This is a genomic window from Exercitatus varius (assembly GCF_029577735.1).
GTDB classification, from domain to species: Bacteria; Pseudomonadota; Gammaproteobacteria; order Enterobacterales; family Pasteurellaceae; genus Exercitatus; species Exercitatus varius.
The window spans coordinates 83,492-109,976 of sequence record NZ_JARQTO010000003.1; the positions used below are offsets into that span (position 1 = coordinate 83,492).

Here is a 26,485-nt window from a genome sequence, read left to right on the forward strand (position 1 = left end):
AATATAGCTAAATTCATTCAAATTTACTTAAAGGAAAACAAGAATGTCAACAATTGAAACAACTCAAGGTTTAGAACGTCGTGTTTCTATCACTATTCCTGCTAATGAAGTTGAAACGGCCGTTCGCGAGCAATTAAAAGGTTTTGCCAAAAACGCGCGCGTAGACGGTTTCCGCAAAGGTAAAGTGCCTCATCACATCATCGCACAGCGTTTCGGCGCATCCGCACGTTCCGAAGCGTTAAACGACCTGTTGCCGCGTCATTTCTTCGATTTAGCGTTTAAAGAAAAATTAAACCTTGCCGGTCGCCCGACTTTTGCCGTTGAAAACGCAGAAAGCGGCAAAGACGTTGTATTCACCGCGACGTTCGAAGTGTATCCTGAAGTTGAATTAAAAGGTTTGGAAAACATTAAAGTTGAAAAACCGGTTGTTGAAATCACTGAAGCGGACGTGGACAACATGGTCGAAGTGTTACGCAAACAACAGGCGACTTGGACTGAAAGTCAGGATGCGGCGAAAGCGGACGATCGCGTAACTATCGATTTCACCGGCACTATCGACGGTGAAGAATTTGAAGGCGGCAAGGCGTCCGATTTCGTATTACTCATGGGTCAAGGCCGTATGATTCCGGGCTTTGAAGACGGTATTGTCGGTCACAAAGCCGGCGAACAGTTCGATATCGATGTCACTTTCCCGGCAGAATATCACGCCGAAAACTTAAAAGGAAAAGCGGCAAAATTCGCTATTACCCTGAAAAAAGTGGAAGTGATGGTGTTACCTGAACTAACTGACGAATTCGTAGCAAAATTCGGTCCGAATACCAAAACCGTAGCGGATTTACGCAATGAAATCCGCAAAAATATGCAACGCGAATTGAAAAACGCATTGACTTCACGCGTAAAACAACAGGTTATCGACGGTTTATTAGCTGAAAATGCGATCGAAGTGCCTTTCGTAGCGGTTGATCAGGAAATCGAAGTATTACGCGGACAGGCGGCGCAACGTTTCGGCGGCAATGCGCAACAAGCGGCGCAATTACCGCGCGAACTGTTCGAGGAGCAAGCGAAACGTCGCGTTCAAGTGGGCTTACTGTTCGGCGAAATCATTGCTTCAAACGAATTAAAAGCCGATGAAGATCGCGTAAAAGCCATGATTGAGGATATTGCCTCCGCTTACGAACAACCGGCTGAAGTTATCGAATACTACAATAAAAACAACGAGTTGATGAAAAACTTACGTAATGTGGTATTGGAAGAACAAGCGGTTGACGCGGTATTAGCGAAAGCGCAAGTGACTGAGAAAAAAGCTTCGTTCGATGAAATCATGAATCCGCAAGCATAATTTGACTGACTGATTCGTAAAGTGCGGTCGATTTTACGTGAGTTTTAAAAACTTGCCGAAAATTGACCGCACTTTTTCATTTCGAACGAATTTCAGGTAGAATAACCGAACGATTTTTTAACCGAATTTAACGGAGAACTTTATGGCATTGGTTCCAATGGTGATTGAACAGACTTCGCGCGGCGAACGTTCGTACGATATTTATTCGCGTCTTTTAAAAGAGCGCGTCATTTTTTTAAGCGGCGAAGTGGAAGACAACATGGCGAATTTGATCGTCGCCCAGCTTTTGTTTTTGGAATCGGAAGATCCGGATAAAGACATTAATCTGTACATTAATAGCCCGGGCGGTTCCGTAACGGCGGGGATGGCGATTTACGACACCATGCAGTTTATCAAACCGGATATACGCACGCTTTGTATCGGTCAGGCCTGTTCCATGGGCGCGTTTTTATTAGCCGGCGGGGCGGCGGGCAAGCGGGCGGCGTTACCGCATGCCCGGGTGATGATTCATCAGCCTTTAGGCGGATTCCGCGGCCAGGCGTCGGATATTCAGATTCATGCGCAGGAAATTTTAAAAATCAAACATACTTTGAATGAACGCCTGGCTTTCCATTCCGGTCAACCGTTGGAACAAATCGAAAAAGACACCGATCGCGACAATTTTATGTCTGCGGAAGAAGCGAAAAATTACGGACTAATCGACAGCGTTTTGGTAAAACGCGGCTAAGGATTGAGAGATAACATGACAGACGAAAAAGATACACGTTGTTCGTTTTGCGGCAAGTCGCAGGACGAAGTGGGCAAGCTCATCGCCGGCACATCGGGTTATATTTGCGGCGACTGCATTGATTTATGCCATACTTTGTTGCATGAAGAAATTGAAGCGGAAGAGGAAGAAAGTGCGGACAAAATTGAAGAGAAATTGCCGACGCCTCACGAAATCCGCGCGCATTTGGACGATTATGTTATCGGTCAGGATTATGCTAAAAAAGTGCTGGCGGTTGCGCTGTATAACCATTACAAACGTTTGCGCTCCGGGCATAAAACCGATGAAGTGGAATTAAGCAAAAGTAACGTGTTGTTAATCGGACCGACCGGAAGCGGAAAAACCTTATTGGCGCAAACCCTTGCCCGTATGCTGAATGTACCGTTTGCCATGGCGGATGCCACCACGTTGACGGAAGCCGGTTATGTGGGCGAAGATGTGGAAAACATCATTCAAAAATTGCTGCAGAACTGCGATTACGATACGGAAAAAGCGGAACAGGGAATTATTTATATCGATGAAATCGATAAAATTACCCGCAAATCCGCTAACCCGTCCATTACCCGCGATGTGTCCGGCGAAGGCGTACAGCAGGCGTTACTGAAAATGATTGAAGGCACGATTGCCGCCGTTCCGCCGCAGGGCGGACGTAAACATCCGCAACAAGAGATGGTGCGAGTGGATACCTCGAAAATTCTGTTTATCTGCGGCGGTGCGTTTGCGGGACTGGACAAAATCATCGAAAAACGTGTACATGTGGGCAGCGGCATCGGTTTTAATGCGGAAGTTAAAGGCGAACGGGATGAACTTACGCTGACGGATTTGTTCAAACAAATTGAAACGGAAGATTTAATCAAATTCGGTATGATTCCGGAGTTTATCGGCCGTCTGCCGGTGATTGCGCCGTTAAGCGAATTAGATGAAAATGCGTTAATTTCAATTTTAACCGAACCGAAAAATGCGCTGACCAAGCAATATCAGGCGTTATTCGGGCTGGAAGAGGTCGAGCTGGAATTTACCCCGGCATCCTTAAAAGCGATGGCGAAAAAAGCCTTGGCGCGTAAAACCGGCGCGCGCGGCTTGCGTTCCATTGTAGAAGGCGTTTTGCTGGATACCATGTACGATTTACCGTCGCAAGAAAATTTAGCCAAAGTTATCGTAGATGAAGATGTGATTGAAAAAGGCGAGAAGCCGAAATTAATTTTCAAATAGTCTCTCATTTAGCGTTAAAAAAGTGCGGTTAAATTTGACCGCACTTTTTAGTCTAAGCTTGAACTTTCGTTTTTTGCCCCCACTTACCTGTTAATCTACAGATTTAAAGAGAAGAAAGAGTATATAAATATGAACGCAAAACAAATTGAACGCCGGGAATTACCGCTTCTTCCACTTCGTGACGTGGTGGTTTTTCCTTATATGGTGATGCCGTTGTTTGTCGGTCGCGATAAATCCATTCGCAGCTTGGATCAAGCGATGGAATCCGGCAAACAGCTGTTGCTTGTGGCGCAAAAACAGGCGGAAATTGAAGATCCCGAAGCCAAGGATTTATACAACGTCGGCACAATCGTGAACATTATTCAAATGCTGAAACTGCCTGACGGCACGGTAAAAGTGCTGGTGGAAGGTCAGCAACGCGCCAATATCGTCAGCATCAGCGATACGGATGCTTTTACGGCGACCGTCGAATTGGTGGATACGGTTTGGAGCGATGCCAAAGAAATTGATGTCGTGCGTCAAATGGCATTTAGAGAATTTGAAAACTACGTTAAGCAGAATAAAAAGATTCAACCCGAAGTGTTGAATGCGCTTTCAGTAATTGATGATGCGGATCGCTTTGCGGATACGCTAGCGGCGCATTTGCCGGTGGCGGTGCGTCATAAACAGGAAATTTTAGCGCGCGCTAACGTTCAGGAACGTTTGGAATATTTGCTTGGCACAATGGAAAGCGAAACGGACTTGCTGCAAGTGGAAAAACGGATTCGTTCCAAGGTGAAAGAGCGCATGGAAAAAACGCAGCGCGATTATTACCTGAACGAACAGCTTAAAGTGATTCGCAAAGAACTGGACGGTGACGAAGAAGCGGAAGCGGATAACGAAATCGATCAGCTGCGTAAAAAACTGGATGAAGCGAAGCTGCCTGCGGAAGCGAAAGAAAAAGTGGAAAGCGAGTTGAAAAAACTGAAAATGATGTCGCCGATGTCTTCGGAAGCGACGGTTATTCGCGGTTATATCGACTGGATGTTGCAGGTGCCTTGGCATAAACGCACTAAAGTGAAAAAAGACATTTTGAAAGCGCAGGAAATTTTAGACGCGGATCATTACGGTCTGGAACGGGTGAAAGAGCGCATTCTGGAATATCTTGCGGTGCAAAGCCGTTTGAACCAAATCAAGGGGCCGATTCTTTGTTTAGTCGGACCGCCGGGGGTGGGAAAAACCTCTTTAGGGCAATCCATTGCCAATGCGACCGGACGTAAATACGTGCGTATGGCATTAGGCGGCGTGCGTGATGAAGCGGAAATCCGCGGTCACCGCAAAACCTATATCGGTTCGTTGCCGGGCAAACTGATTCAGAAAATGGCAAAAGTCGGAGTAAAAAATCCGTTATTCCTGCTGGATGAAATTGATAAGATGGCGATGGATTACCGCGGTGATCCGGCGGCTGCATTATTGGAAGTGCTTGATCCGGAACAAAACTCAAAATTTAACGATCATTATCTGGAAGTGGATTATGATTTATCCGATGTAATGTTTGTGGCGACCTCAAATTCCATGAATATTCCGGGGCCGTTACTGGATCGTATGGAAGTGATTCGTCTTTCCGGCTATACCGAAGATGAAAAGCTCAATATCGCCACTCGCCATTTGTTACAAAAACAAATGGAACGCAACGGATTGAAAAAAGGCGAACTGACCATTGAAGACAGCGCTATTTTAGACATTATCCGCTATTACACTCGTGAAGCCGGTGTGCGCGGGCTTGAACGCGAAATTTCAAAAATCTGCCGTAAAGCAGTGAAAAATTTACTGTTGGATAAGAAAGTGAAAACATTGGTGGTGAATGCCGATAATTTACATGATTATCTCGGGGTGAAACGTTTTGACTTCGGTCTGGCGGATACGCAAAATCGTGTAGGCGAAGTGACCGGTCTGGCCTGGACGGAAGTGGGCGGTGATTTGCTCACCATTGAAACCGCTTCCGTGGTCGGCAAAGGTAAACTGACTTTCACCGGCTCGCTGGGAGATGTGATGAAAGAATCCATCCAGGCGGCGATGACGGTGGTGCGTTCCCGCGCGGAAAAATTAGGGATCGCTACTGATTTCCACGAAAAACGCGATATCCATATTCACGTGCCGGACGGCGCCACGCCGAAAGACGGCCCGAGCGCGGGGATTGCCATGTGTACGGCATTGGTTTCCTGTTTAACGGGAAATCCGGTGCGTGCCGACGTGGCGATGACAGGCGAAATCAGTCTGCGCGGTAAAGTGTTGCCGATTGGCGGATTAAAGGAAAAACTTTTGGCGGCCCATCGCGGCGGGATTAAAACGGTGATTATTCCGAAAGATAATGTGAAAGATTTGGAGGAAATCCCGGAAAACGCCAAACAAAGTCTGACCATTCATGCAGTGGAAACCATTGACGAAGTGTTAACGATCGCCTTGGAAAATCCGCCGCAGGGCGTAGAGTTTGTGAAATTGGCGCCGGTGGGGTCGGTGAAAGTGCCGCGTCCGCGTAAAACTTCGAAACACAAACCGACGGTGAACTAATCGCCGAAGACGATGAAAACCGTCATCAGATAAAAGCATAAAGTGCGGTCGAAAAAACATAAGATTTTTTGACCGCACTTTTATGTAAGAAAGCCGGGAAATATTTAATATTTAAACGCTTGTGAGAATAGTAAGCCCGTAAAAAAACTGCTAGAATAAATCGTTTATTTCTTATCCAGTTCGCAAGTTATGTTAAAAAAGCCTTTTCGATTCTTTTGCTTCTTCCGTCTTTTGCGATGGCGCAATCTTATGTGGTTTATGATTTTACCCACGACAAAATATTGGAAAGCCGTTCGCCTTATTCCGTGCAGCCTATCGCCTCGGTGACGAAATTGATGACGGCAAACGTATTTTTGGAAAATAACCGTAATCGAAACTGTACGGCATCGATTACGGATGAAGATAACGATTACATTAAGGGCACGCACACCAAATTGCCGAAATATACGCCGATGCCTTGCGGTGAATTATTGAAAGCCATGCTGGTGCATTCCGATAACTATGCGGCCCATGCGCTGGCGCGTTCGGCGGGGATGTCGCGTATTCAATTTATCGGCAAGATGAATGAAAAAGCAAAAGAATTAGGCATGAAATCCACGCGTTTCAGCGACAGCTCGGGATTGTCCAGTAATAATGTTTCGAGTGCCATGGATTTGGTGAAGCTCGCCAAATATTCTTTGAATAAGCCGCAGATTCAGGCGTTGTCCAATACTTCGGCGGCTTATATCCGCGCGGGCGGGCGCAATGTTTTTGTGAAAAATACCAACAAACTGGTGCGAGAAGAAATTTTCGGCGCCGCCCTGAATAAAACGGGTTACATTCGCGAATCGGGATATAATCTGGTGTTCGTTAATAAATTTCAATGCCACCAATCCACCATCGGCGTGATCAGTTTGAATAATACCAGTTCCGCGTTCCGTTCGGCGTTTACGAAAAGTAAACTTGAACAATACGGTTGTCTCACCTTGAATAACCGGGAATTACGTAATTCCGGCGACGATGCGCTTTATGAAGAAGGTTACGACGAAATGGCATTCGAGCAGCTGATTGAGCGCGTAGCAAATTAACGCTTCGGCGGACGAACTTCCCGATAAGTTAAAAGTGCGGTGAAAAATTTGCTTATTTTTCACCGCACTTTATTTTATAATCGACGAGATTTTTATTTTTAAATATAGGATTAACCGCCATGTTAATGGAAAAATTGCACCATGCCGCCAATAGCTGGGTTTCGAAAGCCATTTTAGGCGCTATTGCCGTTTCATTCGTGATTTCGGGAATGTACGGCTATCTGGGTTCGTCTTCCGATACCTCGGCCGTAAAAGTGAACGGTGAAGAAATTTCCCAACAAAACTTTCAACAGCAATATAACAATGAATTTCAACGTCTGGAACAACAGTTAGGCCCGCAGTTCGCCGCTTTATCGGATACGCCGGAATTTACCGCGGGATTACGCCAGACCGTGCTTAACCGTTTGATTGATCAGGAATTATTGCGCCAATATGGTGACGAACTGAATATCGCCGTGAGCGATGAACAGATTAAACGGGAAATTGTGCGTACGCCGGAGTTTCAGGTGGACGGCAAATTCAGCAATGAAACTTACCAATTATTCCTGCGTAACAATAATTTGAGCTCGGACGCTTATGCGCAATATTTGCGCGAAGCGTTACGTTTGGCGCAACTGCAAAGTGCATTGACGGATACCGCTTTTTTAGTGCCGGCCAGTCAGGATACCTTCGCCAAAGGATTCTTTCAGTCCCGCACCGTGCGTTTGGCGCATTTACCGTTAGCGGCCGAAATTGCGAAGCAAACGGTGACGGAAGAAGAAATCCGGAATTATTACGATTCGAATAAATCGGCATTTACCGTTCCGGAATTAATTAAAGTGCAATATCTGGATTTAACGCCGGCGATTGCGGAAAAAGCGGTGAAAGTGACTGATGTGGAAATTCAGCAATATTATCAGGATCATAAAGCGGATTTCACCACAAAGGGCCAAGAACGCCTCGCTCATATTCAACTGGCAAACGAAAAAGAGGCTTTGGATGCGTATGAAGCCTTACAAAAAGGTGCGGATTTCGCTACTGTAGCAAAAGAGAAATCCAATGATAAAGTTTCTGCCGCAAACGGCGGCGATTTGGGATGGTTGAACGCCGGCGATTTACCGAAAGAATTTGAGGATGCGGCAACAATTCTTGAAGTCGGCCGTTACAGTACGCCGGTCAATGTGGACGGTCAGTTCCATATTATTCGGGTATTGGATCGCAAAGATTCCGCGTTATTGCCGCTTGAACAAGTGAGAGAACAGATTACTCAGGCTATTCGTCGGGATTTGGTCAGTAACCAATTTTATTCGCTGGAAAAACAGGTGGCGGAGAAAGCCTTCGAAGATCGCACTTCATTAACCGCTGCGGCGAAAGCGGCCGGTGTGGAAGTCAAAGAAACCGATTATTTTCCGCGTAACGGCGTGCCGGCGGAATTGAATTTCCCGTCTGTGGTGAATGCAATGTTTGACGGTGACGTGTCGCAAGGCAATGTGAATTCCGAACCGATGAATGTGGGCGATCAACATTCCATCGTCGTTCGCGTAGTGGATCATAAAGCGGAAGGCACCAGAAGTCTGGAGGAGGCCCGTCAGGAAATTACCGATTTCTTAAAACGTCAGAAAGCGGAAACCGCCGTTTTGGCGCAGGCCGAGAATATTGTTAAAGAGTTGGAAGCCGATAAACCGTTACCGGCGGGTATTAGCTTCGGCGCGGAAGAAAAATGGGTTTATGCGGAAAATAAAGATCCGGCCTTAAACAATATTATTTTCACGATGCAGCCGAAAGAAAACCGGACCGCTTATAAGGCGGCAAAAGCCAATAACGGCGATGTGATGATCGTAGCATTAGACAAAGTGGAAGACGGGCAGGTAGACGATACCTTACGTCAGCGTTTCGACGCGCAAGTGTTACAGGATAAAATGCGTGATGCTCAGATCCATTTGTTGCAGTCATTACGGGTGAAAGCGAAGATTGAAGTGAATGAATCTTTTATGAAGCAGAACGAAGATAATTAACAGATAAAAGTTAAAAATAAACCGCTGGGATTTCTCAGCGGTTTTTTTTATCTTGAAAGTGCGGTCGGATTAATAAGTGGTTAGACCTGATTTTGACTGTGGTCGTACCAATAAAATTGTAAATTAAGTCTATTCTAATAAATATCTTTGTAAAGATAAGTTATTTTTTGTCTTGATGTTATTTTGGAACCAATAAGGGGGTACTATGAAAATTAATACGTTAACCATGGGAATGGTTGCTGCGTTCGCAGCCTCAACTGCAACCGCATCCGATACAACAACACTCATTTATGCGGAGAATGACGCGGCCAATGGCGTTAGCCAAAACAACGCTATTGCTCCGGCATATTCCACACCGGCGGATTCGCCGACGAGCAACGGTTCGACATATGTCGCACCGATAGCCGGCACCGGTTACGGTAATTCGGTGGTGGGGCAATACAATGAAGTATTGACGACATCAAACAGTTCCAGTGTTTTTGGTAATCAAAACAGCGTAAACGGCAGTCACGCCAATGCATTTGGTGACGGCAACCAGGCGCTGGGCGAATATGCACAGGCATACGGCGATACCAATAACGTCAACGGTTCTCAATCTATCGGTTATGGTTATCATAATACGGTTGGTACCTTTATCGGCGCGGCTTCTTCGAATAATATTACGGGCTTAAACACCGTTTCGACAGTCGCCTCGGATAATGCGACGGCGGTCGGTTCGAATAACTGGGTTAACTCCCATAATTCCGTTGCGATCGGGACGAACAACACGATTAATTCCGATACAAATTCTACTCAAAATTCGACCGCACTTGGTCAGGGAATTACCATTTCAACCAGAAACGCCGTCGCCATCGGTAATGCGACAACGGTTTCATCCGTAGCGGGGATCGCCATCGGCCATTTAGCGAATGTAAGCGGCGTTACCGAAGACGGTGCGGCAATCGCTATCGGCGTTGAATCGGTTTCTTCCGGAAATGCCTCCGTTTCGCTGGGCTATCAGTCCGACTCAAGCGGGATTGACGCCGTTTCTCTAGGTTCGCATGCCGTTGCCAATGCAATCTATTCGACGGCGTTGGGGCGTTATTCCAGCGCGACATTGAATGAATCCGTCGCCTTGGGTTCGGGGTCGGCAACGGGTGAAACGGCAACCACGGAAACGTCGGCCACGATTAACGGCATTACTTACAGCGGTTTTGCGGGGCAACCGGAACGCGACGGGCTCGTAGTGTCAGTAGGTAAATCGGATAATAATACGTATCGCCAGATCAAAAATGTGGCGGCGGGTAACATTTCGATGGCGTCCACCGATGCGATTAACGGTTCCCAGCTTTATCTGGTTGCAAAAACATTGACGGATGAAATTAACAAAAAAGCCACGCCGATTGATGGTAATACGTTAAATTTTGTGAACAGCACTACGGCGAATATCACCGTTGATAACGGTAATGTGACAGTGGACGTGAACACGGGAAATATGACCACGGCAAACGGTAAAGCCGTTGCGGACGGTAATGTGACGCCTAACAGTATTGCAAAAGTGCAGAACGTGATTGATGCCGTGAATAATGTCAGCTGGAATGTGACATCGTCTGTGGATAATGCAACGGCAAACGGCGCCACTCAGAACACTTATACGGCAACGGATAATAGCGTGAAAGCCGGCGACACGGTAGCGATTAATGCCGGTCGTAATGTGGAAATCAGCGGTTCGGGCAAAACAATCAATGTAGCGGTGTCGGATAATCCGAAATTTAATACGGTGACGGCTGATACGGTTCAAGTGAATAACGGTCCGACAATAAACAGCGACGGTATTAACATGAACGACAAGAAAATTAGCAATGTAGCGCCGGGAACGGCGGATACCGACGCGGTTAACGTCAGTCAATTGCGTAACAGCATGAATAATGCCAATGCAAACGTACGCCGGGTGGACAAAAAACTGCGGGCGGGAATTGCCCAAGCCGGTGCGATGGCAAATATTCCGCAAGTGACGAAAAACGGCGGTAGCGGCGTCGGCGTCGGTGTGGCTAATTATCGCAACGAAAATGCAATTGCGGTGGGATATTCCCGCTTGTCCGATAACGGCAAACATATTATTAAGCTCAGCGCAGGTGCGGATACCCGCGGTTACGGTATGACCGGCGCAGGTTATATGTATCAGTGGTAATCGGACTGAAAACGGGGCTTTCGAAGCCCTGTTTTTTATTTCGGAAAAAATTCGCTGGTTTTTGACCGCACTTTATGATATAAAGTCGCGGTTATTTTTGGCTTTCAAAAATAATCGATTAACTTTATTAACAACACACACATATCGTTCGGGTAAATCGGGGTGCCAAACGGTCGGTTTACTTGGTATGTGGAGGCTCAACCCCAATAAAAGGAAAATATTATGGCACAAGTTTCAATGCGTGAAATGATTAACGCAGGCGTACATTTCGGTCACCAAACCCGTTACTGGAATCCAAAAATGAAACCGTTCATTTTCGGTGCGCGTAACGGCGTTCATATCGTGAATTTGGAAAAAACCCTTCCGTTATTCAACGAAGCATTAGCCGAATTAACCCGTATCGCAAACAACAACGGTAAAGTTTTGTTCGTCGGTACAAAACGTGCGGCAAGCGAAGCGGTTAAAGCGGCGGCGTTAGATTGCCAGCAATTCTATGTAAACCATCGTTGGTTAGGTGGTATGCTGACTAACTGGAAAACGGTTCGTCAGTCAATCAAACGTTTGAAAGATTTGGAAACGCAATCTCAAGACGGTACATTTGAAAAATTAACCAAAAAAGAAGCGTTAGATCGTTCACGCGAAATGGCTAAATTGGAATTAAGCCTTGGCGGTATCAAAGATATGGCGGGCCTTCCGGATGCAATTTTCGTTATCGGTGCCGATTACGAACACATTGCCATCAAAGAAGCGAACAATTTAGGTATTCCGGTATTCGCGATTGTTGATACTAACTCAAGCCCGGATAATATTGATTATGTTATCCCGGGTAATGACGACGCCACTCGTGCGATTCAATTATACTTAACTGCTGCAGCCGCGGCAGTGAAAGAAGGTCGCAAAGCCGAAGCAGCGGTTGAAGAAAAATTTGCTGAAGAAGCGGCAGAGTAATCCGGCATAAAAAACAGGGGGCGAAGGTTCCCTGTTTTATTTCAAATTCTAAAGTGCGGTGTTTTTTTACGTTGTTTTTACAACATCGCATTTCAATCAAATTCCAACTCAATTTTAGAGGGCAAGAAAATGGCTGAAATTACAGCATCATTAGTTAAAGAACTTCGTGAACGTACCGGCGCAGGTATGATGGAATGTAAAAAAGCGTTAGTTGAAGCGAACGGCGATATCGAATTGGCAATCGACAACATGCGTAAGTCCGGTCAGGCTAAAGCAGCGAAAAAAGCGGGTCGCGTAGCGGCTGAAGGTGTGATCATTGCACGTATTGCAAACGGTTTCGGTGTGTTAGTCGAAATGAACTGTGAAACCGACTTCGTTGCAAAAGATTCCGGTTTCTTAGGCTTGGCAAATGAAGTGGCGGATTATGCGGCGGCTAACAAAGGCACTGAAATTGAAGCGTTAGCGGCGCAATTTGAAGAAAAACGTGCGGCGTTAGTGGCTAAAATCGGTGAAAACATGACTATTCGTCGTGTTCAATACTTGGATGACGCGCGCGCATCTTACTTGCACGGTGCGAAAATCGGCGTATTGGTTGCCGGTCAGGGCGGTGACGAAGAATTGTTCAAAAAAGTGGCAATGCACGTTGCGGCAAGCCGTCCGGATTATGTGAATCCGACGGACGTGCCTGCGGATGTTGTTGAACATGAGCGTAACATCCAAGTGGATATCGCAATGCAATCCGGTAAACCGCGCGAAATCGCAGAAAAAATGGTTGAAGGTCGTATGAGAAAATTCACCGGTGAAGTTTCATTAACCGGTCAACCGTTTGTTATGGATCCTGCACAGTCCGTCGGTGATTTCTTAAAAGCAGCCGGCGCGACAGTATCCGGTTTCGTCCGTTTTGAAGTGGGCGAAGGTATTGAGAAAGTGGAAGAAGATTTTGCGGCCGAAGTAGCGAAAATCACAGGCGGCAACGCTTAATTCTCAATTTATGGAAAACTTCCTAAAAGCAGGCTTAGCGCCTGCTTTTTTATTGCAGACGGAATGGTTATAAAAGCACTCCGTTATTAAAACAAAGCTTCGCTTATTATGTTTTTGGTCATCTAGTCGAAAATCGTTTCAGAAAAATAAAAACCACCGTAAGGTGGTTTTTTATTGATGAATTAATTTTAAACGTCTAAGCCGAGGACTTTGCGGCCGTTGATACTGGCAATATTCACCATTTCGTCCAGATTAGGGAAACGGCAACCCGCCGCCAGCAGACTTAATTCCTGCCATAAATCCCCTTCGCATAACGGAACCATATAGTCACAGATATTATCCGTACCCAGTGCGACCGTGATGCCAGCCGGGATCATTTCGTCCGCCGGGGTTAATGCATTGTGAAACGGCATAAGCTCTTCTTTACGGTTGCTGTCGATCCAGGCCATCGGACAGGCGATCATCATCATTTTAGCCTGTCGCATTTTTTCGTATAAGGCATAGCGGTATTCTTTCGAATGCGCGCCGATGGAAATGCCGTGAATGGCCACCACACGGCCTTCCATGCCGTGCTCGATAGTTTTATCGCAAAGTTGTTCCGTTTCTTTTTCTTTCGGCGTATTGAATTGGTCCACATGCACATGGCACATAATCCCAAGAGATTTGGCTTTATCCAGCAAAATATCCATGGCTTCCAGTCCGCGCCCGTAATCCAGCTCATCGCGATAAGGCAAACCGCCGATCATATCCACCATTTCCGAACCGATATCAAACCATTTTCTGGCGGTCGGTTCAATTACGCCTTTTAATGTCTGATTGGCGAATTTTAGCGTAATGTCATTTTTATAAACTTCACGGGCTTTATGGGCGGCGATAATTGCACGATCTTCACAAACCGGATCGATGTCCACAAAAGTACCGAATGCCGTCACGCCCTGGGAAATCATTAATTCGATAGCCTGACAAAAACGGGCGTAATAATCTTCTACGGTTGATGTTCGTTTAACTTCATCCACTAAATCCCATTTCTGTTGAAGATTACTGTTATGGTAAATGCTGATTTTTTCGGGGGTCATGGTGAATGCCCGGTCAGCATGAGCGTGAGCGTTAACCCAACCGCCTTTTTTAATGATTTCGTCCCGGATGTAGGTTTTAAAACTACGAACGTGATTCTTCATATATAACTCCGTAAAAAGAACAAATCGGTGAAATAAATGAGATTAGCGATAGACAGATGGGTGTATGAAAAAAGGTGCTAACCAGTATTGCCAAGCCGGCTGCATTGAAAGGAATGTTATAAAAAACTCTCTGATTTTTCATTAATAACATTGTCGTCTAGTCTCTATGGATGCTAGGTCGCTAGTATAATCGTCCAAGCGTTATTTTTCAATAAAAGATCGACTTTGCGTAAAAACATCAAGGAACAGGCCGAGCGGCGGTCGGGTTGATGAAGTTTTTTCGTAAGTGCGGTCAAATTTTTGATAGTTTCCTTTGCGGTCAAGGTGATATTGCGTACCATCCGGCACAACAATGACATTCTGACGGCTATCCGCCAGCAGAACCCATTCCGTCGGACGTTGAGTATGATCGAACAGATTATGCCCTAACGTATAATCCGAGTTCGGATTTTTTACCCAGAACAGGTTGTACATCAGCGCCGGCACCACATCGATATGGCTGGTTAATTTGTTTTCGATACCCGTATTCAACTCTTTCCAGGAAACAATCATCGGTACTTTTATGGCTTCCGGCGCGAAATATTCCAGCTGTTCTTTTTCCGTTTTCCGGAAGACATATCCGCGTTCCGAGGTGATAATCACCGCCGTATTTTCCAACTGATTCTGCGCCTGTAATTGGGACAATACAAGATTTAACAATTGATCCGTTTGTTTCAGCAGTTGTTCGTAAGCCTGTTGTTCCGCAGCGAGATCCTTATAGTTTTTCTCTTTCATCGGTTGAGTTAAATTTAAGCTGAGATAACTGAACCACGGCGTATCCGCTAACCGGCGATTAAACCATTGTTGCCAATTTTTGACCGCACTTTCGTTATTTTTCTTACCTTGCTTCATTCTGACTTGCGAAAACAGCGCTTGCCGGAAAATGCTGTCGTTGAAGTTCGTTGCGGAAAATAAGCCGAATTGATATTGATCCCGGCGTAATTTGTCCACCAGTACGGAAGACAGTTTTTGATTCAATAAACTGTCGGTGTAGTTGGCGGTTAAACCGTAGAATAAACCGGTGACGGCGCCATTGCCCGTTAATCCGGTGGTGTAATGATTGTTAAACCGGGTTGCGCGAGAGGCAAATTCATACAAGGCCGGCATTTTTTCCGCTTGAATCGCATCTTGCCGCAAACCGTTAACGGTGATGATTAACACATTCGGTTTTTCCGCCGTCGTTTCGTAAGTTAATGTATTTTTCGGATACTGAATGGCGGGCGCGTCGGCGTTGCCTTCCTGATTAATTTTTGCCTGATGTTCTTCTTTATCCAAGAAACCGTGTTTTTCCAGAAACGAGCGCGCCGTCATCGGATAAGATAACGGGAAATTGGATTTTTGCATGGTAATCGGGCGGTAAATGGTGGCGTCCGCCCAGGCATAAATCAAATGAGAAAAAATAAATAATGCGGTTAAGCCGAAACCCACATGACGGATCCATTTTTGGCGTTCCAGACTGCGTAACTTGTACCATGCCCAGCGGGAAAAGACCATCTGTACCAATAGCAGAAACGGCATCGGCGTGAAGAAAATCTGCCAGTCACGGGATAATTCTCCGTTTTCGGGGTTTACCAGCAGATTCCAGACGACGGAGGAAAGATGCAGGTTAAAACGGGCGAAAACTTCGGTATCCACCAGTAACAAGGTAGTGGCAAGGGTCGCGAAAATTACGGAAATTCCGCGAAAAGTGCGTTCGTTTTTGATGATGAAACTGAGCGGAAAGATAACCAGCAAATAAAGCGAGAAACAGACAAAGCTGAAATGCCCGAGCAGACTGATGAAAAAGTACAGCTTACCAAAAAACGTATGCGGCCAGTCGATAATGAAAGCGTAGCGGGAACCGATTAAAACCGCCCAAATAATATTAAAGAAAGCAAACCAATGCCCCCAGGATATTTTCTGGGAGGTTTGCTCTCGATATTGCCGATCGAATTTGATTTTACCGTTTTTCAACCAAAGCATAGCATTCCGGCGCCAGACTTATTTTTTTACCGAATTCATTAACGCATCGGAAAATGCCTGCGCCAATGCGACTTGCTGGTGGGTTCCCACGCTGCTGGTGAGTAAATTGGTGACCATATTGCCCATGACGATAAGCGACAGTTCCACGGGCGCCTGGTGCTTTTCCAGCACGGCGATCATGTCGTGTAAAACCGCATCAACTTGTTTGTCCGGGTATTTTGAGTTTTTAGCCATAATCAGATCTGAATTTTCTGTGGATTTAATTTCGCGATCCTATCACATTTTCGTGTAAAGTGCGGTTATAATTAGCGACGTTTTATAAATTTCTTTTTATTCGGGCGGTAAAATGAGCATTACAGTCAATCAAATTGTGTTACATCAGCTGGTTAAGCAAACTGCGGAAGACGGAAATTTTCAGTTAGATACCGTATTACGCGACGATCTTTTGCAAATCAGTCCGGAAGTGGAACAGTTAATGCTCGAACTGCATCGGGCTTATCAAGGTAAAGCCAAAGGCTACGGCGTGTTTAAGCGGGAATCGTTGTTTGCTCAGCAATTAAATCGGTTATTGGAGCGGGAAACGGATTTTCTACCGTTTAGTTATGAATCCGCGCAATTACTGGCAGCCGAGCTTGGTAAATATGCCTTCGCGGAAAGCGGTACGCTGGTTTTATGCCAATATAACTTTTTAGCGACGGATTATCTGTTTATCGCATTGCTGGACAGCCGAATCAGCATGTTAGTGGATGAAAATCTGGAGATTCACCGGACCCAATATCTGAACATTAATCAATTTGATCTTGCGGCACGGATTAATTTAACGGATTTACAGTTAAACGCGCAGTCAAACCGTTACTTAACGTTTATTAAAGGCCGAGTCGGGCGCAAAGTCGGTGATTTTTTTATGGATTTCTTAGGAGCGGACGAAGGTTTAAACCCACAAGTGCAAAATCAGTGTTTATTGCAGGCAGTGAGCGATTACTGCGTTCAGGGCGAGTTGAATAAAGAACAGACCCAAGCGGTGAAAAAACAAGTATTCGATTATTGTAAAGGACAAATTCATGCCGGCGATGACATCGCTTTAGCGGAACTTTCTGCGGAATTGCCCACTCTAAATGAACGGTCTTTCGCCTCCTTTACCCATGAACGGGATTACGGTCTGGAAGAGACAATTCCGCCGGTGCGTTCGACCTTAAAAGCGCTGACCAAATTTTCCGGTTCGGGAAAAGGCATCACTATCAGTTTTGATGCGGCGTTAATGAATCAGCGCATTATCTGGGACGAAGAAGCGGACAGTTTAACGATTCACGGATTGCCGGTAAACCTGCGCGATCAATTACAACGGAATTTGAAGCATGATAATTAATTTGGCAATTTTCTGAAGTTTCTGTATCATCATTATCTATAAATTAAAACAACAAGGCTGGCTAGCATAATGAAAATTAAACTAATTTTGACCGCACTTTGCATGTCATTTGTGGTGTCTGCATGTTCAACGGTGGAAAAAGTCGTGTATCGCATCGATGTACCGCAAGGTAACTATCTGGAAAAATCTGCGGTTGATAAACTGCAAGTGGGGATGACGCGCGAGCAGGTGAAATATTTACTGGGCACGCCGGTGTTGCAGGATCCTTTCAGTACGCAAACCTGGTATTACGTTTACTTGCAGCAAAATGCGTATGAAGCGCCGCAGCAACATACTTTAACGGTGAATTTTAATCAGGCGGGCAATGTCACGGATTTTAATCTGGATAAACCGTTACCTGAAACCAAAAGGGAAGTGGTAAATAACGCCATTATTGAAGCTACCCCGCAGGAATCGGGTAGTTGGTGGCAGTTCTGGAAATGATTTTTCAGCCGGAACGTTGATCAAATACATAGGATACTTTAATGACGAAAATTTTATTAGTTGATGACGACGTCGAATTAACGGATCTTTTAGGGGAACTGCTGTCACTGGAAGGGTTTGAAGTCGTGACGGCGCAAAACGGTCTGGAAGCGCTGGAAAAACTGGATGATAGTATTTGTCTGGTTTTACTTGACGTCATGATGCCGGGATTGAACGGTATCGAAACCCTTAAACAAATCCGTCAGAAATCGGTCGTGCCGGTTCTGATGTTGACCGCCCGCGGTGACGATATTGATCGTATTATCGGTTTGGAACTGGGCGCGGACGATTATCTGCCGAAACCGTTTAATGATAGAGAACTGGTTGCGCGAATTAAAGCGATTTTGCGCCGGACAACCAATGCCGCCCCGATTTCGGGTTTATCATCCAAAATGGATGAAATGCAGGATATGGAGTTTTTCGGTCTGAAAATTTATCCGACCCGTCAGCAAGTGGTTTATCATGATTCGACGTTGGAACTGACCAGTTCGGAATTTGCGTTGTTATATGTTCTGGTTAAATATCAGGGACAGATTATTTCCCGCGAGCGACTTTGTCTTGAAGCGTTGGGTAAAGAACTGGTACCGTTTGATCGCACTATTGATATGCATATGTCAAACTTACGAAAAAAATTACCTGAGCGCGAACATGGTTTGCCTTGGTTTAAAACCGTGCGCGGACGGGGTTATATTTTATTGACCGAATAACGAATAATAAGGCGGAAGTCTTGCTTTCCTTTTTTTACCGACGCATTAATCGCCTTTCCTTTCAGTTGCTTGCGTCGTTTTGGCTGGTTATTTTTACCACCTTGAGTATTACATTCGTTCTTTTGCACTTTCTGGACAGCCATGGGCCCGAGAAACTGGAAAGTGAGGAGTTGCGCACCTATCACAAACAAATTCTTTCCGTTTACCGGACAAATCAAATCTATCGTATTTTAGGATTTGCCAAAAATTCGTTGCCTACTGAAGAAACGAGTGATTTGCATGCCGTATTGTTTAATCCGGATACGAAAGAAATTGCGGGAACTTCGGCCGACGAATACCCTGATGTTCAAAATTTTATTTTTCGTTCTAACGATTTCTCCAATCCAATGGTACAGGTGGTTAATGAAAGACGCATTGTCGGGCCTTTTTCCGTTAACGTGAATCTTATTAATGAACATAATGAGCCTAAGGATGTGGCTTATTTAATGTATTTCGTCTCTCCGGTGGATACGCATCTTGTCTTTCTTTCTTATTTGTTCGCTCATCCGTTTCTGGTCATGTTGATTATTGCGTTAGCCTCTACGCCCGTCTTGTTGCTGTTGGCCTGGAGAATCGGTATACCTATCACGCGTTTCAGACAGGCGGCGGAATTGGTTTCTCTCGGGCAGTTTGTCACCAATCCCGATTTGGAGAATAAAGGGCCGATTGAATTACGCCAGGTAGGAAAGAGTTTAAACCATATGACCACCTCGTTGGCGGAATTATTGGATACCCATCAACGATTGGTTTCCTCTATTTCTCATGAGCTGCGTACGCCGTTAACCCGCTTGCAGTTGGCGGTGGCCTTATTGCGTCGCCGTGTGGGCGAATATCCGGAAACCAAGCGGATTGAGATGGAATCCGAACGTTTGGATAAAATGATCAACGATTTGTTGTTGCTTTCCAGAAACCAGTTACGTTTGCAGTTGGAGCGGGATTACCTGACCGTCGATTCCATCTGGAATGAAGTGATTGAAGATGCTGAATTCGAAGCGGAACATCGTAAGATCGATTTTACTTTTATTCAATTAATTAAACATCCCGAACGCTATTTAATCTTAGGTGATAAAGAAGCCTTAGCCAGTGCGTTGGAAAATATTTTGCGGAACGCATTAAAGTATACGAATAATAAAATTGTCGCCTTGATGACGCTGAAGAAAAGCGATCTTATGATGATTATTGTGGACGACAACGGCGCCGGCGTATCGGAACAGGAATATGAGCGAATCTTTAAACCTTTTTATCGTGTTGATGAAGCGCGCACCCGAACGACCGGAGGAACCGGCTTAGGATTAGCGATTGTCGTCAATACCGTGCAGCAGCATCAGGGCCGGGTTTGGGCGGAAAAAAGTCCTTTCGGCGGTTTACGGATTGTAATGGAGTTGCCGCTTGCGACGGAAAAATAACGTTATTCAGGCAAAATAAAAAGCATCAATCGATGCTTTTTTTTACCTTATATCTGATTCTCCGCTTATTGGCGGTAGTTTTTTAAGAAACGGGCAAATTTACTCAGTGCGTCGTCCAGTGTTTGAATATGTGGCAGAAAGACCAATCGGAAATGATCCGGTTTATGCCAGTTAAAACCGCGACCGTGTACCAGCAGCACTTTTTCCTGACGCAATAAATCCAGCACCATTTTTTCATCGTCGTAAATATTGAATCGTTCAATATCGATTTTCGGGAACATGTATAACGCTCCTTTCGGTTTTACGCAACTGACGCCCGGAATATCGTTTAACAGCTGATAGGCGCGTTCCCGTTGGTCATATAAGCGCCCGCCCGGCACAATAAATTCATTGATACTTTGATAGCCGCCCAATGCGGTTTGAATCGCGTGCTGCATCGGCACATTAGCGCATAAACGCATGGACGCAATCATATCCAACCCTTCGATATAACCTTTTGCCCGCGCTTTCGGGCCGTTTAAAATCATCCAACCCTGGCGGAAACCGCATACGCGGTAAGCTTTGGATAAACCGTTCAGAGTAATCGTGAGTAAATCGGGCGCCAGTGCCGCAATATGATAGTGCACCGCATCGTCGTAAGTGATTTTATCGTAAATTTCATCGGCAAAAATCAACAAATCGTTCTGGCGCGCCACTTCCACGATGTCTTCCAACAGTTCCTTGCTGTAAACGGCGCCTGTCGGATTGTTAGGGTTAATGATTACAATCGCTTTGGTTCGCGGCGTGACTTTGGATTTAATATCTTCAATGGACGGAAACCAATCCTGTTCTTCATCGCATAAATAATGCACCGCTTTACCGCCGGCCAAGGTGACGGCGGCCGTCCATAACGGATAATCCGGCATCGGCACCAACACTTCGTCGTCATTGTTTAATAATGCCTGCATGGACATCGTAATCAGTTCCGACGCTCCGTTGCCGATATATACGTCGTTCACCGTCGCGCCCATAATGCCTTTGGATTGATAATATTGCACAATCGCTTTACGCGCCGAATATAAGCCTTTCGAGTCGCAATAACCCTGCGAAGTGGCGATATTGCGCATAATATCCACCAGCACCTCGTCAGGCGCTTCAAAACCGAATGCCGCCGTATTACCGATGTTAAGTTTTAAAATTTTGTTACCTTCTTCTTCAAGGCGTAACGCTTCCTGATGAACGGGACCGCGAATATCGTAACAAACGTGCTCGAGTTTGTCGGATTTAGGAAAAAAAGTCATTAAACGTTCCTTACTGCTAAAATAAAAAACTTGCGGAAAATTAACCGCACTTTACCCCCATTTCGGGCGGAATAAAAGATTTGCTAAAAAAATTTTTTTATTTGCGGTAAAATAGCCGCCATTTTTATGGATTAACCTCTGTCGCAGGCAAATGGAACAATTACAGCACGCGTTGTCAGAACAAGTCAAAACGCACCCGTTCACCCCACAATCTCCGACGATCACCGCATTTCGGGCGGAAATGCCGGCAGTCGGTTCGCTGTTGCCGTGGCTGAAAGGGCAGACGATGTTCCCGCAATATTATTTGAACTTTCGCGACAGCGCCCGCTGCATTGCCGCTATCGGTAAAGTGCGGTCGTTTTCCAGCGAGATTTCGGCGCAGGAATTTGTCCGCCAAACGGATTTGCTTGTGGTGGGCGGTTTAACTTTTGACAAACGGGCGACATTCTGGTTGCCGCGAATGGTATTGGAGCAGACGGATAATAAGCTGTACGCCACGCTTTATGCGGACGGCGCACAAAACCCGCAAAGCGAACGTCAGGCGGCGCTGGATGCGATAAAAACGTTGTCAAATTCGACCGCACTTTCGCCGGTGCGGCAACCGTTGCGAATCGATACGCAAAAAGCGGATGAAAACCGCTGGCGCGCCTGGGTGCAAAAAGCGGTCGACGCCATTGAGTGCGGAGATTTCACCAAAGTCGTTCTGGCGAACGAAACCTGTTTTGTTGCGTCAAATCCCATTGACGGTAAAGATTTTTTAGCCGAAAGCGAAAAGCAAAATACCGGATGTTATCATTTTTTATACGCGGAAAATCCGCAGCGGACTTTTGTGGGATCGACGCCGGAACGTCTGTTTGCCCGGCACAACGGTTCTATTCAAACGGAAGCGTTAGCCGGCACCGCCGCCATGAGCGAAGATCCGATTCAAAATCAGCGGGAAGCCGCATGGTTACTGAGCGATCCGAAAAATGACAACGAAAATCTGCTGGTGGTTCAGGATATTTGTGATAACTTAGCAAATTATGTCCGGCGGCTGGATGTGGGCGAAGTGGGGTTGAAACAGCTTCGCCGCGTGCAACATTTGCGTCGTCGGATTCAGGCGGAATTAAAACCGCCGTTTTCCGACGCCGCTTGTTTACAGGCGATTCATCCTACCGCGGCGGTTTCCGGTTTGCCGCAAAAAAAAGCGTTGGATTTTTTAAAAAACACGGAAAATTTTGACCGCACTTGGTATGCGGGAACATTGGGCGTTATGACCAAAAATCACAGCGAATTCTGCGTAACTATTCGTTCCGCATTTATTGAATCGAATAAAATCCGCGTTTTTGCCGGCGCGGGCATTGTGGCGGGTTCCGTCCCCCTGTTAGAATGGCGGGAAATAGAACGCAAAGCCTCGGGCTTATTAACCTTATTAACACATCACGGAGAGTAACTATGTCAATCAGCACCTTTAACCGTTGTTGGTCAAAAGTGATTTTGGAAACTTTGGTTCGTCATAACGTGAAACACGTGTGTATCGCGCCGGGATCGCGTTCAACTCCGTTAACTCTTGAAGCTGTCCGTTTACAGGAACGCGGCAAAGTACATTGCCATACCCATTTTGATGAGCGCGGTTTGGGCTTTTTAGCCTTGGGCATGGCGAAATCCTCCAATTCGCCGGCGGCGGTGATTGTGACGTCCGGCACGGCGGCGGCCAATTTATATCCGGCGATTGTGGAAGCGCGTCAAAGCGGTGAAAAACTGATCGTCTTAACGGCGGATCGTCCGCCCGAATTATTGGAATGCGGAGCCAATCAGGCGATTTTGCAGGAAAATATGTTCGCGCATTATCCTGTCGCGACCGTGAATTTACCGAAACCGAGTCAGAGTTACGCCGCGAAATGGCTGATTTCCACGTTGGATCAGGCTTGTCACCGCCAGTTTGTAGAGAAAGGCGTGGTGCATATCAATGTGCCTTTCGCCGAGCCTTTATATGAAGCCGATGTGAACGAAATTGACGAACACGTCTGGCTGGGGCCGGTTCGTCGCTGGTTAGGGCAAAACAAAAAATGGGCGGAATATCAGGAACCGCAGCTGGAAGTGTTAATGCACGAACATTGGGACGACTGGCGCACCAAGCGCGGTGTGATTGTGGCGGGCAAATTGCCGCAAGGGCACGGCATGGGGCTGAAACTTTGGGTGGAAACCATGGGCTGGGTGCTGTTAACCGATGTGCAATCCGGCGTGGAACCGACGTTGCCTTACGCCGACATCTGGCTTGCTAACAAAACCGTGCGGGAAAAATTATTGCAGGCGGATTTGGTGGTTCAACTGGGTTCGCATTTTGTCAGCAAACGCATTAATCAGTTTTTATCGGATTTTAAAGGCGAGTTTTGGCTGGTGGACGAATCGCCGAAGCGGATTGATCCTTATCACCATATTCAAACCCGTTTTAACGCCAAAGCGCATTTATGGCTGCGCGCGCATCCGCCGTTGCGGCAAAAACCTTGGCTGCTGGAAGCGGTGGCGTTATCGAATTTCTGCGCTAGTTTCATCGAGCAACAAGTGGGCGGCAGTTTGAACGAAGCCTCGTTGGCTCATCACATTGAGCGGGCTTTTCCGAAAAATGCGGCCTTATTCCTCGGCAACAGTTTATTTGTGCGATTAGTGGACGCCTTAACCAAGCGTACCGAAAATTATCCGATTTATACCAATCGCGGCGCCAGTGGCATCGACGGTTTAATCGCCACCGCCGTCGGCGTCGGCATCGGCGCGAATCAGGCGGTTGCGGCCGTGATTGGCGATATGTCCGCGCTGCATGATTTGAATTCTTTGGCGTTACTGAAAAAAGTGACGCAGCCGTTCGTGCTGTTTGTGATTAATAATAACGGCGGTGCAATTTTCGATATGCTGCCGGTGGATGCCGATGCGAAAAACGCTTATTATCGGCTGCCGCATAATCTCGGTTTTGCGGAAGCGGCGTCGGTTTTCGATCTCAAATACGCCCGCCCTTACACCTGGGCGGATTTGGGTTCCGTGCTGAAACAGGCGTATATGCGCAAAGAAGCGACAGTGATTGAAATTAAAGCCGGTCCGAACGATGCCACCAATTTGTATAAACGTTTGCTGGAACAGATTAGTTTTGCCGTAATCGGGGCGTAAGCGGAATAAAAGTGCGGTCAAAAAAATGAAGGTTTTTTACTGCGGCGAACATTTCGGCATTTTGACAGTCTATAATTTAAATGCGTTCGTATAAATACAAGGGCAAACAGGTGGGTTTGACAGAATCCGCCTTTTATTTTTGAGAAAATTAAATGGAAAATTACAATGAGTGAGAACACACTGATTGAAGTGAACAATCTCACGTTCAAACGTGGTGAACGAACCATTTATGACAACCTAAATTTGCGCGTGGAAAAAGGCAAGATCACGGCAATTATGGGGCCGTCGGGAATTGGTAAAACCACGCTGTTAAAACTGATTGGCGGGCAACTGCACCCGGAACAAGGGGAAATTCTGTTCGAAGGCGCCGACATTTGCAAAATGTCTCGTTCGGAATTGTATAAAATCCGTCAACGCATGGGAATGCTGTTTCAGTCCGGCGCCTTGTTTACCGATATTTCGACCTTTGAGAATGTGGCGTTTCCCATTCGCGAACATACCCGCTTGCCGGAATCCATTATCCGCAAAATGGTGCTGATGAAGCTGGAAGCCGTGGGATTGCGCGGTGCGGCGGATTTAATGCCGTCGGAATTATCGGGCGGCATGGCGCGACGTGCGGCTTTGGCGCGAACCATTGCGCTGGATCCTGAATTAATCATGTATGACGAACCCTTTACCGGCCAGGATCCCATCAGCATGGGCGTGATTATCAGCTTAATCAAACGTTTGAACGAAGCGTTGAATCTGACCTCTATCGTAGTTTCCCACGATGTGCAGGAAGTATTGAGTATTGCCGATTACGCTTACATTATTGCGAATAAACGGGTCGTGGCGGAAGGCAAACCGGCGGATTTACTGAAAAGCGAAGATCCGCAAGTGGTGCAGTTTATTCAAGGGAAAGAAGACGGCCCCGTGCGTTTTCATTATCCCGCCGATGATTATTTGGGGGATTTGTTCCAATGATTGTGAAATTAATCTCTGACTTCGGCGCGGCCGCTATCAAATCCGTGCAGGCGCTCGGACGTTCGGGCTTTATGTTGTTCGGTGCGCTGGTGGGCAAACCGCAATTTCGCAAGCACACGCCGTTATTGCTTAAACAGTTGCATGTGCTTGGCGTCCAATCTTTGCTGATTATTTTGATGTCGGGCTTTTTTATCGGCATGGTGCTGGGTTTGCAAGGTTATGTCGTACTGGTGGATTTCGCGGCGGAAGCGAATGTCGGTCAGCTGGTGGCATTGGCGTTATTGCGCGAATTAGGGCCGGTGGTGACTGCGCTTTTATTCGCCGGTCGGGCGGGTTCCGCGTTGACGGCCGAAATCGGTCTGATGAAAGCGACGGAACAGCTTTCCAGTTTGGAAATGATGGCGGTGGATCCACTCCGACGTGTGATTGCCCCGCGTTTTTGGGCGGGTGTGATTGCCATGCCGATTTTAGCCGTGCTGTTTACGGCGGTGGGCGTGATTGGCGGTTCCTTAATCGGCGTGGACTGGAAGGGCATAGACGGCGGCAGTTTTTGGTCGGTGATGCAAAATGCGGTCGCCACCAAAGATTTGGTTTACGGGTTTATTAAAAGTCTGGTTTTTGCGTTCACCGTCGTATGGGTGGCGTTGTTTAACGGGTACGACTGCGTGCCGACCGCGGAAGGCATCAGTCAGGCGACGACTCAAACCGTGGTGCACGCCTCCTTATTGGTATTGGGATTAGACTTCGTGTTAACCGCCATCATGTTCGGCGGCTGATAAAACTCGGATCGGCTTTGCGGCGTAAAAGTGCGGTCAAAAACGGAACAGTTTTTTGGGGCTGGCAAGCCCGTGCGGA

21 protein-coding genes are annotated in these 26,485 nt (G+C 46.4%); 17 read left to right on the forward strand and 4 right to left on the reverse strand.

The window, feature by feature from the left end:
* Positions 1-43: 43 nt before the first annotated feature.
* From tig to tsf, 9 genes are all read left to right on the forward strand, one after another.
* Positions 44-1,339 (forward strand): trigger factor, encoded by a 1,296-nt coding sequence (gene tig / locus P7M01_RS04575; RefSeq protein ID WP_317483244.1) that lies wholly within the window; start codon positions 44-46, stop codon positions 1,337-1,339.
* 142 nt (positions 1,340-1,481) lie between these two features.
* Positions 1,482-2,066 carry an ATP-dependent Clp endopeptidase proteolytic subunit ClpP gene (gene clpP, locus P7M01_RS04580; protein WP_202936012.1) on the forward strand — a complete coding sequence of 195 codons (585 nt, stop codon included), beginning with the start codon at positions 1,482-1,484 and terminating at the stop codon, positions 2,064-2,066.
* 15 nt (positions 2,067-2,081) lie between these two features.
* Positions 2,082-3,317 (forward strand): ATP-dependent protease ATP-binding subunit ClpX, encoded by a 1,236-nt coding sequence (gene clpX / locus P7M01_RS04585; RefSeq protein WP_202936011.1) that lies wholly within the window; start codon positions 2,082-2,084, stop codon positions 3,315-3,317.
* A 129-nt stretch (positions 3,318-3,446) separates the two neighbouring features.
* On the forward strand, positions 3,447-5,867 hold the full coding sequence (gene lon / locus P7M01_RS04590; RefSeq protein WP_317483243.1) for an endopeptidase La: 2,421 nt from the start codon (positions 3,447-3,449) through the stop codon (positions 5,865-5,867).
* 236 nt (positions 5,868-6,103) lie between these two features.
* Positions 6,104-6,934 (forward strand): D-alanyl-D-alanine carboxypeptidase family protein, encoded by an 831-nt coding sequence (locus P7M01_RS04595; RefSeq protein WP_317483242.1) that lies wholly within the window; start codon positions 6,104-6,106, stop codon positions 6,932-6,934.
* 119 nt (positions 6,935-7,053) lie between these two features.
* Positions 7,054-8,928 (forward strand): peptidylprolyl isomerase, encoded by a 1,875-nt coding sequence (gene ppiD / locus P7M01_RS04600; RefSeq protein ID WP_317483241.1) that lies wholly within the window; start codon positions 7,054-7,056, stop codon positions 8,926-8,928.
* 205 nt (positions 8,929-9,133) lie between these two features.
* Entirely contained in the window at positions 9,134-11,098 is a 1,965-nt protein-coding gene (locus P7M01_RS04605) for a YadA family autotransporter adhesin (RefSeq protein ID WP_317483240.1), read from the forward strand.
* 222 nt (positions 11,099-11,320) lie between these two features.
* Positions 11,321-12,046: a 30S ribosomal protein S2 gene (gene rpsB / locus P7M01_RS04610; RefSeq protein ID WP_202936006.1), complete on the forward strand. Its 726-nt coding sequence runs from the start codon at positions 11,321-11,323 to the stop codon at positions 12,044-12,046.
* A 129-nt stretch (positions 12,047-12,175) separates the two neighbouring features.
* The gene (tsf, locus tag P7M01_RS04615) at positions 12,176-13,027 is read left to right on the forward strand and encodes a translation elongation factor Ts (RefSeq protein WP_202936005.1); all 852 of its coding nucleotides are present in this window, start codon (positions 12,176-12,178) and stop codon (positions 13,025-13,027) included.
* Positions 13,028-13,215: 188 nt separating this feature from the next.
* Here the strand turns inward: tsf and P7M01_RS04620 are convergent, their stop codons facing one another.
* The 3 genes from P7M01_RS04620 to P7M01_RS04630 form a co-directional block, all read right to left on the reverse strand.
* Positions 13,216-14,205, reverse strand: coding sequence for an amidohydrolase family protein (locus tag P7M01_RS04620; protein ID WP_202936004.1), 990 nt, complete (start codon positions 14,203-14,205; stop codon positions 13,216-13,218).
* A 201-nt stretch (positions 14,206-14,406) separates the two neighbouring features.
* Positions 14,407-16,206 (reverse strand): DUF3413 domain-containing protein, encoded by a 1,800-nt coding sequence (locus tag P7M01_RS04625; protein WP_317483239.1) that lies wholly within the window; start codon positions 16,204-16,206, stop codon positions 14,407-14,409.
* Between the two features lie 18 nt (positions 16,207-16,224).
* Positions 16,225-16,440: a YejL family protein gene (locus tag P7M01_RS04630; protein WP_317483238.1), complete on the reverse strand. Its 216-nt coding sequence runs from the start codon at positions 16,438-16,440 to the stop codon at positions 16,225-16,227.
* Positions 16,441-16,552: 112 nt separating this feature from the next.
* Between P7M01_RS04630 and yejK the strand changes: the two genes are divergently transcribed.
* The 4 genes from yejK to cpxA all read left to right on the forward strand — a co-directional run bounded on the left by yejK (position 16,553) and on the right by cpxA (position 20,246).
* Complete coding sequence (gene yejK, locus P7M01_RS04635) at positions 16,553-17,572, forward strand: nucleoid-associated protein YejK (RefSeq protein ID WP_317483237.1); 1,020 nt, start codon at positions 16,553-16,555, stop codon at positions 17,570-17,572.
* Between the two features lie 69 nt (positions 17,573-17,641).
* Positions 17,642-18,055, forward strand: coding sequence for an outer membrane protein assembly factor BamE (gene bamE, locus P7M01_RS04640; RefSeq protein ID WP_317483236.1), 414 nt, complete (start codon positions 17,642-17,644; stop codon positions 18,053-18,055).
* Positions 18,056-18,096: 41 nt separating this feature from the next.
* A complete protein-coding gene (locus P7M01_RS04645) occupies positions 18,097-18,801 on the forward strand; it encodes a response regulator (RefSeq protein ID WP_202935999.1) in 705 nt (234 codons plus the stop codon).
* A 20-nt stretch (positions 18,802-18,821) separates the two neighbouring features.
* A complete protein-coding gene (gene cpxA, locus P7M01_RS04650; RefSeq protein WP_317480795.1) occupies positions 18,822-20,246 on the forward strand; it encodes an envelope stress sensor histidine kinase CpxA in 1,425 nt (474 codons plus the stop codon).
* Between the two features lie 65 nt (positions 20,247-20,311).
* Here cpxA and P7M01_RS04655 read toward each other — a convergent pair whose 3' ends face one another.
* Positions 20,312-21,526, reverse strand: a complete 1,215-nt coding sequence (locus tag P7M01_RS04655) for a pyridoxal phosphate-dependent aminotransferase (RefSeq protein ID WP_317477043.1) — start codon at positions 21,524-21,526, stop codon at positions 20,312-20,314.
* 151 nt (positions 21,527-21,677) lie between these two features.
* On the opposite strand from P7M01_RS04655, the gene P7M01_RS04660 reads away from it, so the two are divergent.
* The 4 genes from P7M01_RS04660 to mlaE all read left to right on the forward strand — a co-directional run bounded on the left by P7M01_RS04660 (position 21,678) and on the right by mlaE (position 26,406).
* A complete protein-coding gene (locus P7M01_RS04660; RefSeq protein WP_317483235.1) occupies positions 21,678-22,958 on the forward strand; it encodes an isochorismate synthase in 1,281 nt (426 codons plus the stop codon).
* Between the two features lie 2 nt (positions 22,959-22,960).
* Positions 22,961-24,667: a 2-succinyl-5-enolpyruvyl-6-hydroxy-3-cyclohexene-1-carboxylic-acid synthase gene (menD, locus tag P7M01_RS04665; protein WP_317482165.1), complete on the forward strand. Its 1,707-nt coding sequence runs from the start codon at positions 22,961-22,963 to the stop codon at positions 24,665-24,667.
* A gap of 165 nt (positions 24,668-24,832) precedes the next feature.
* Complete coding sequence (locus P7M01_RS04670) at positions 24,833-25,630, forward strand: ATP-binding cassette domain-containing protein (protein ID WP_317477046.1); 798 nt, start codon at positions 24,833-24,835, stop codon at positions 25,628-25,630.
* Positions 25,627-26,406 carry a lipid asymmetry maintenance ABC transporter permease subunit MlaE gene (gene mlaE / locus P7M01_RS04675; RefSeq protein WP_394853219.1) on the forward strand — a complete coding sequence of 260 codons (780 nt, stop codon included), beginning with the start codon at positions 25,627-25,629 and terminating at the stop codon, positions 26,404-26,406. The genes P7M01_RS04670 and mlaE overlap by 4 nt, the downstream gene beginning before the upstream one ends.
* Positions 26,407-26,485: the final 79 nt, after the last annotated feature.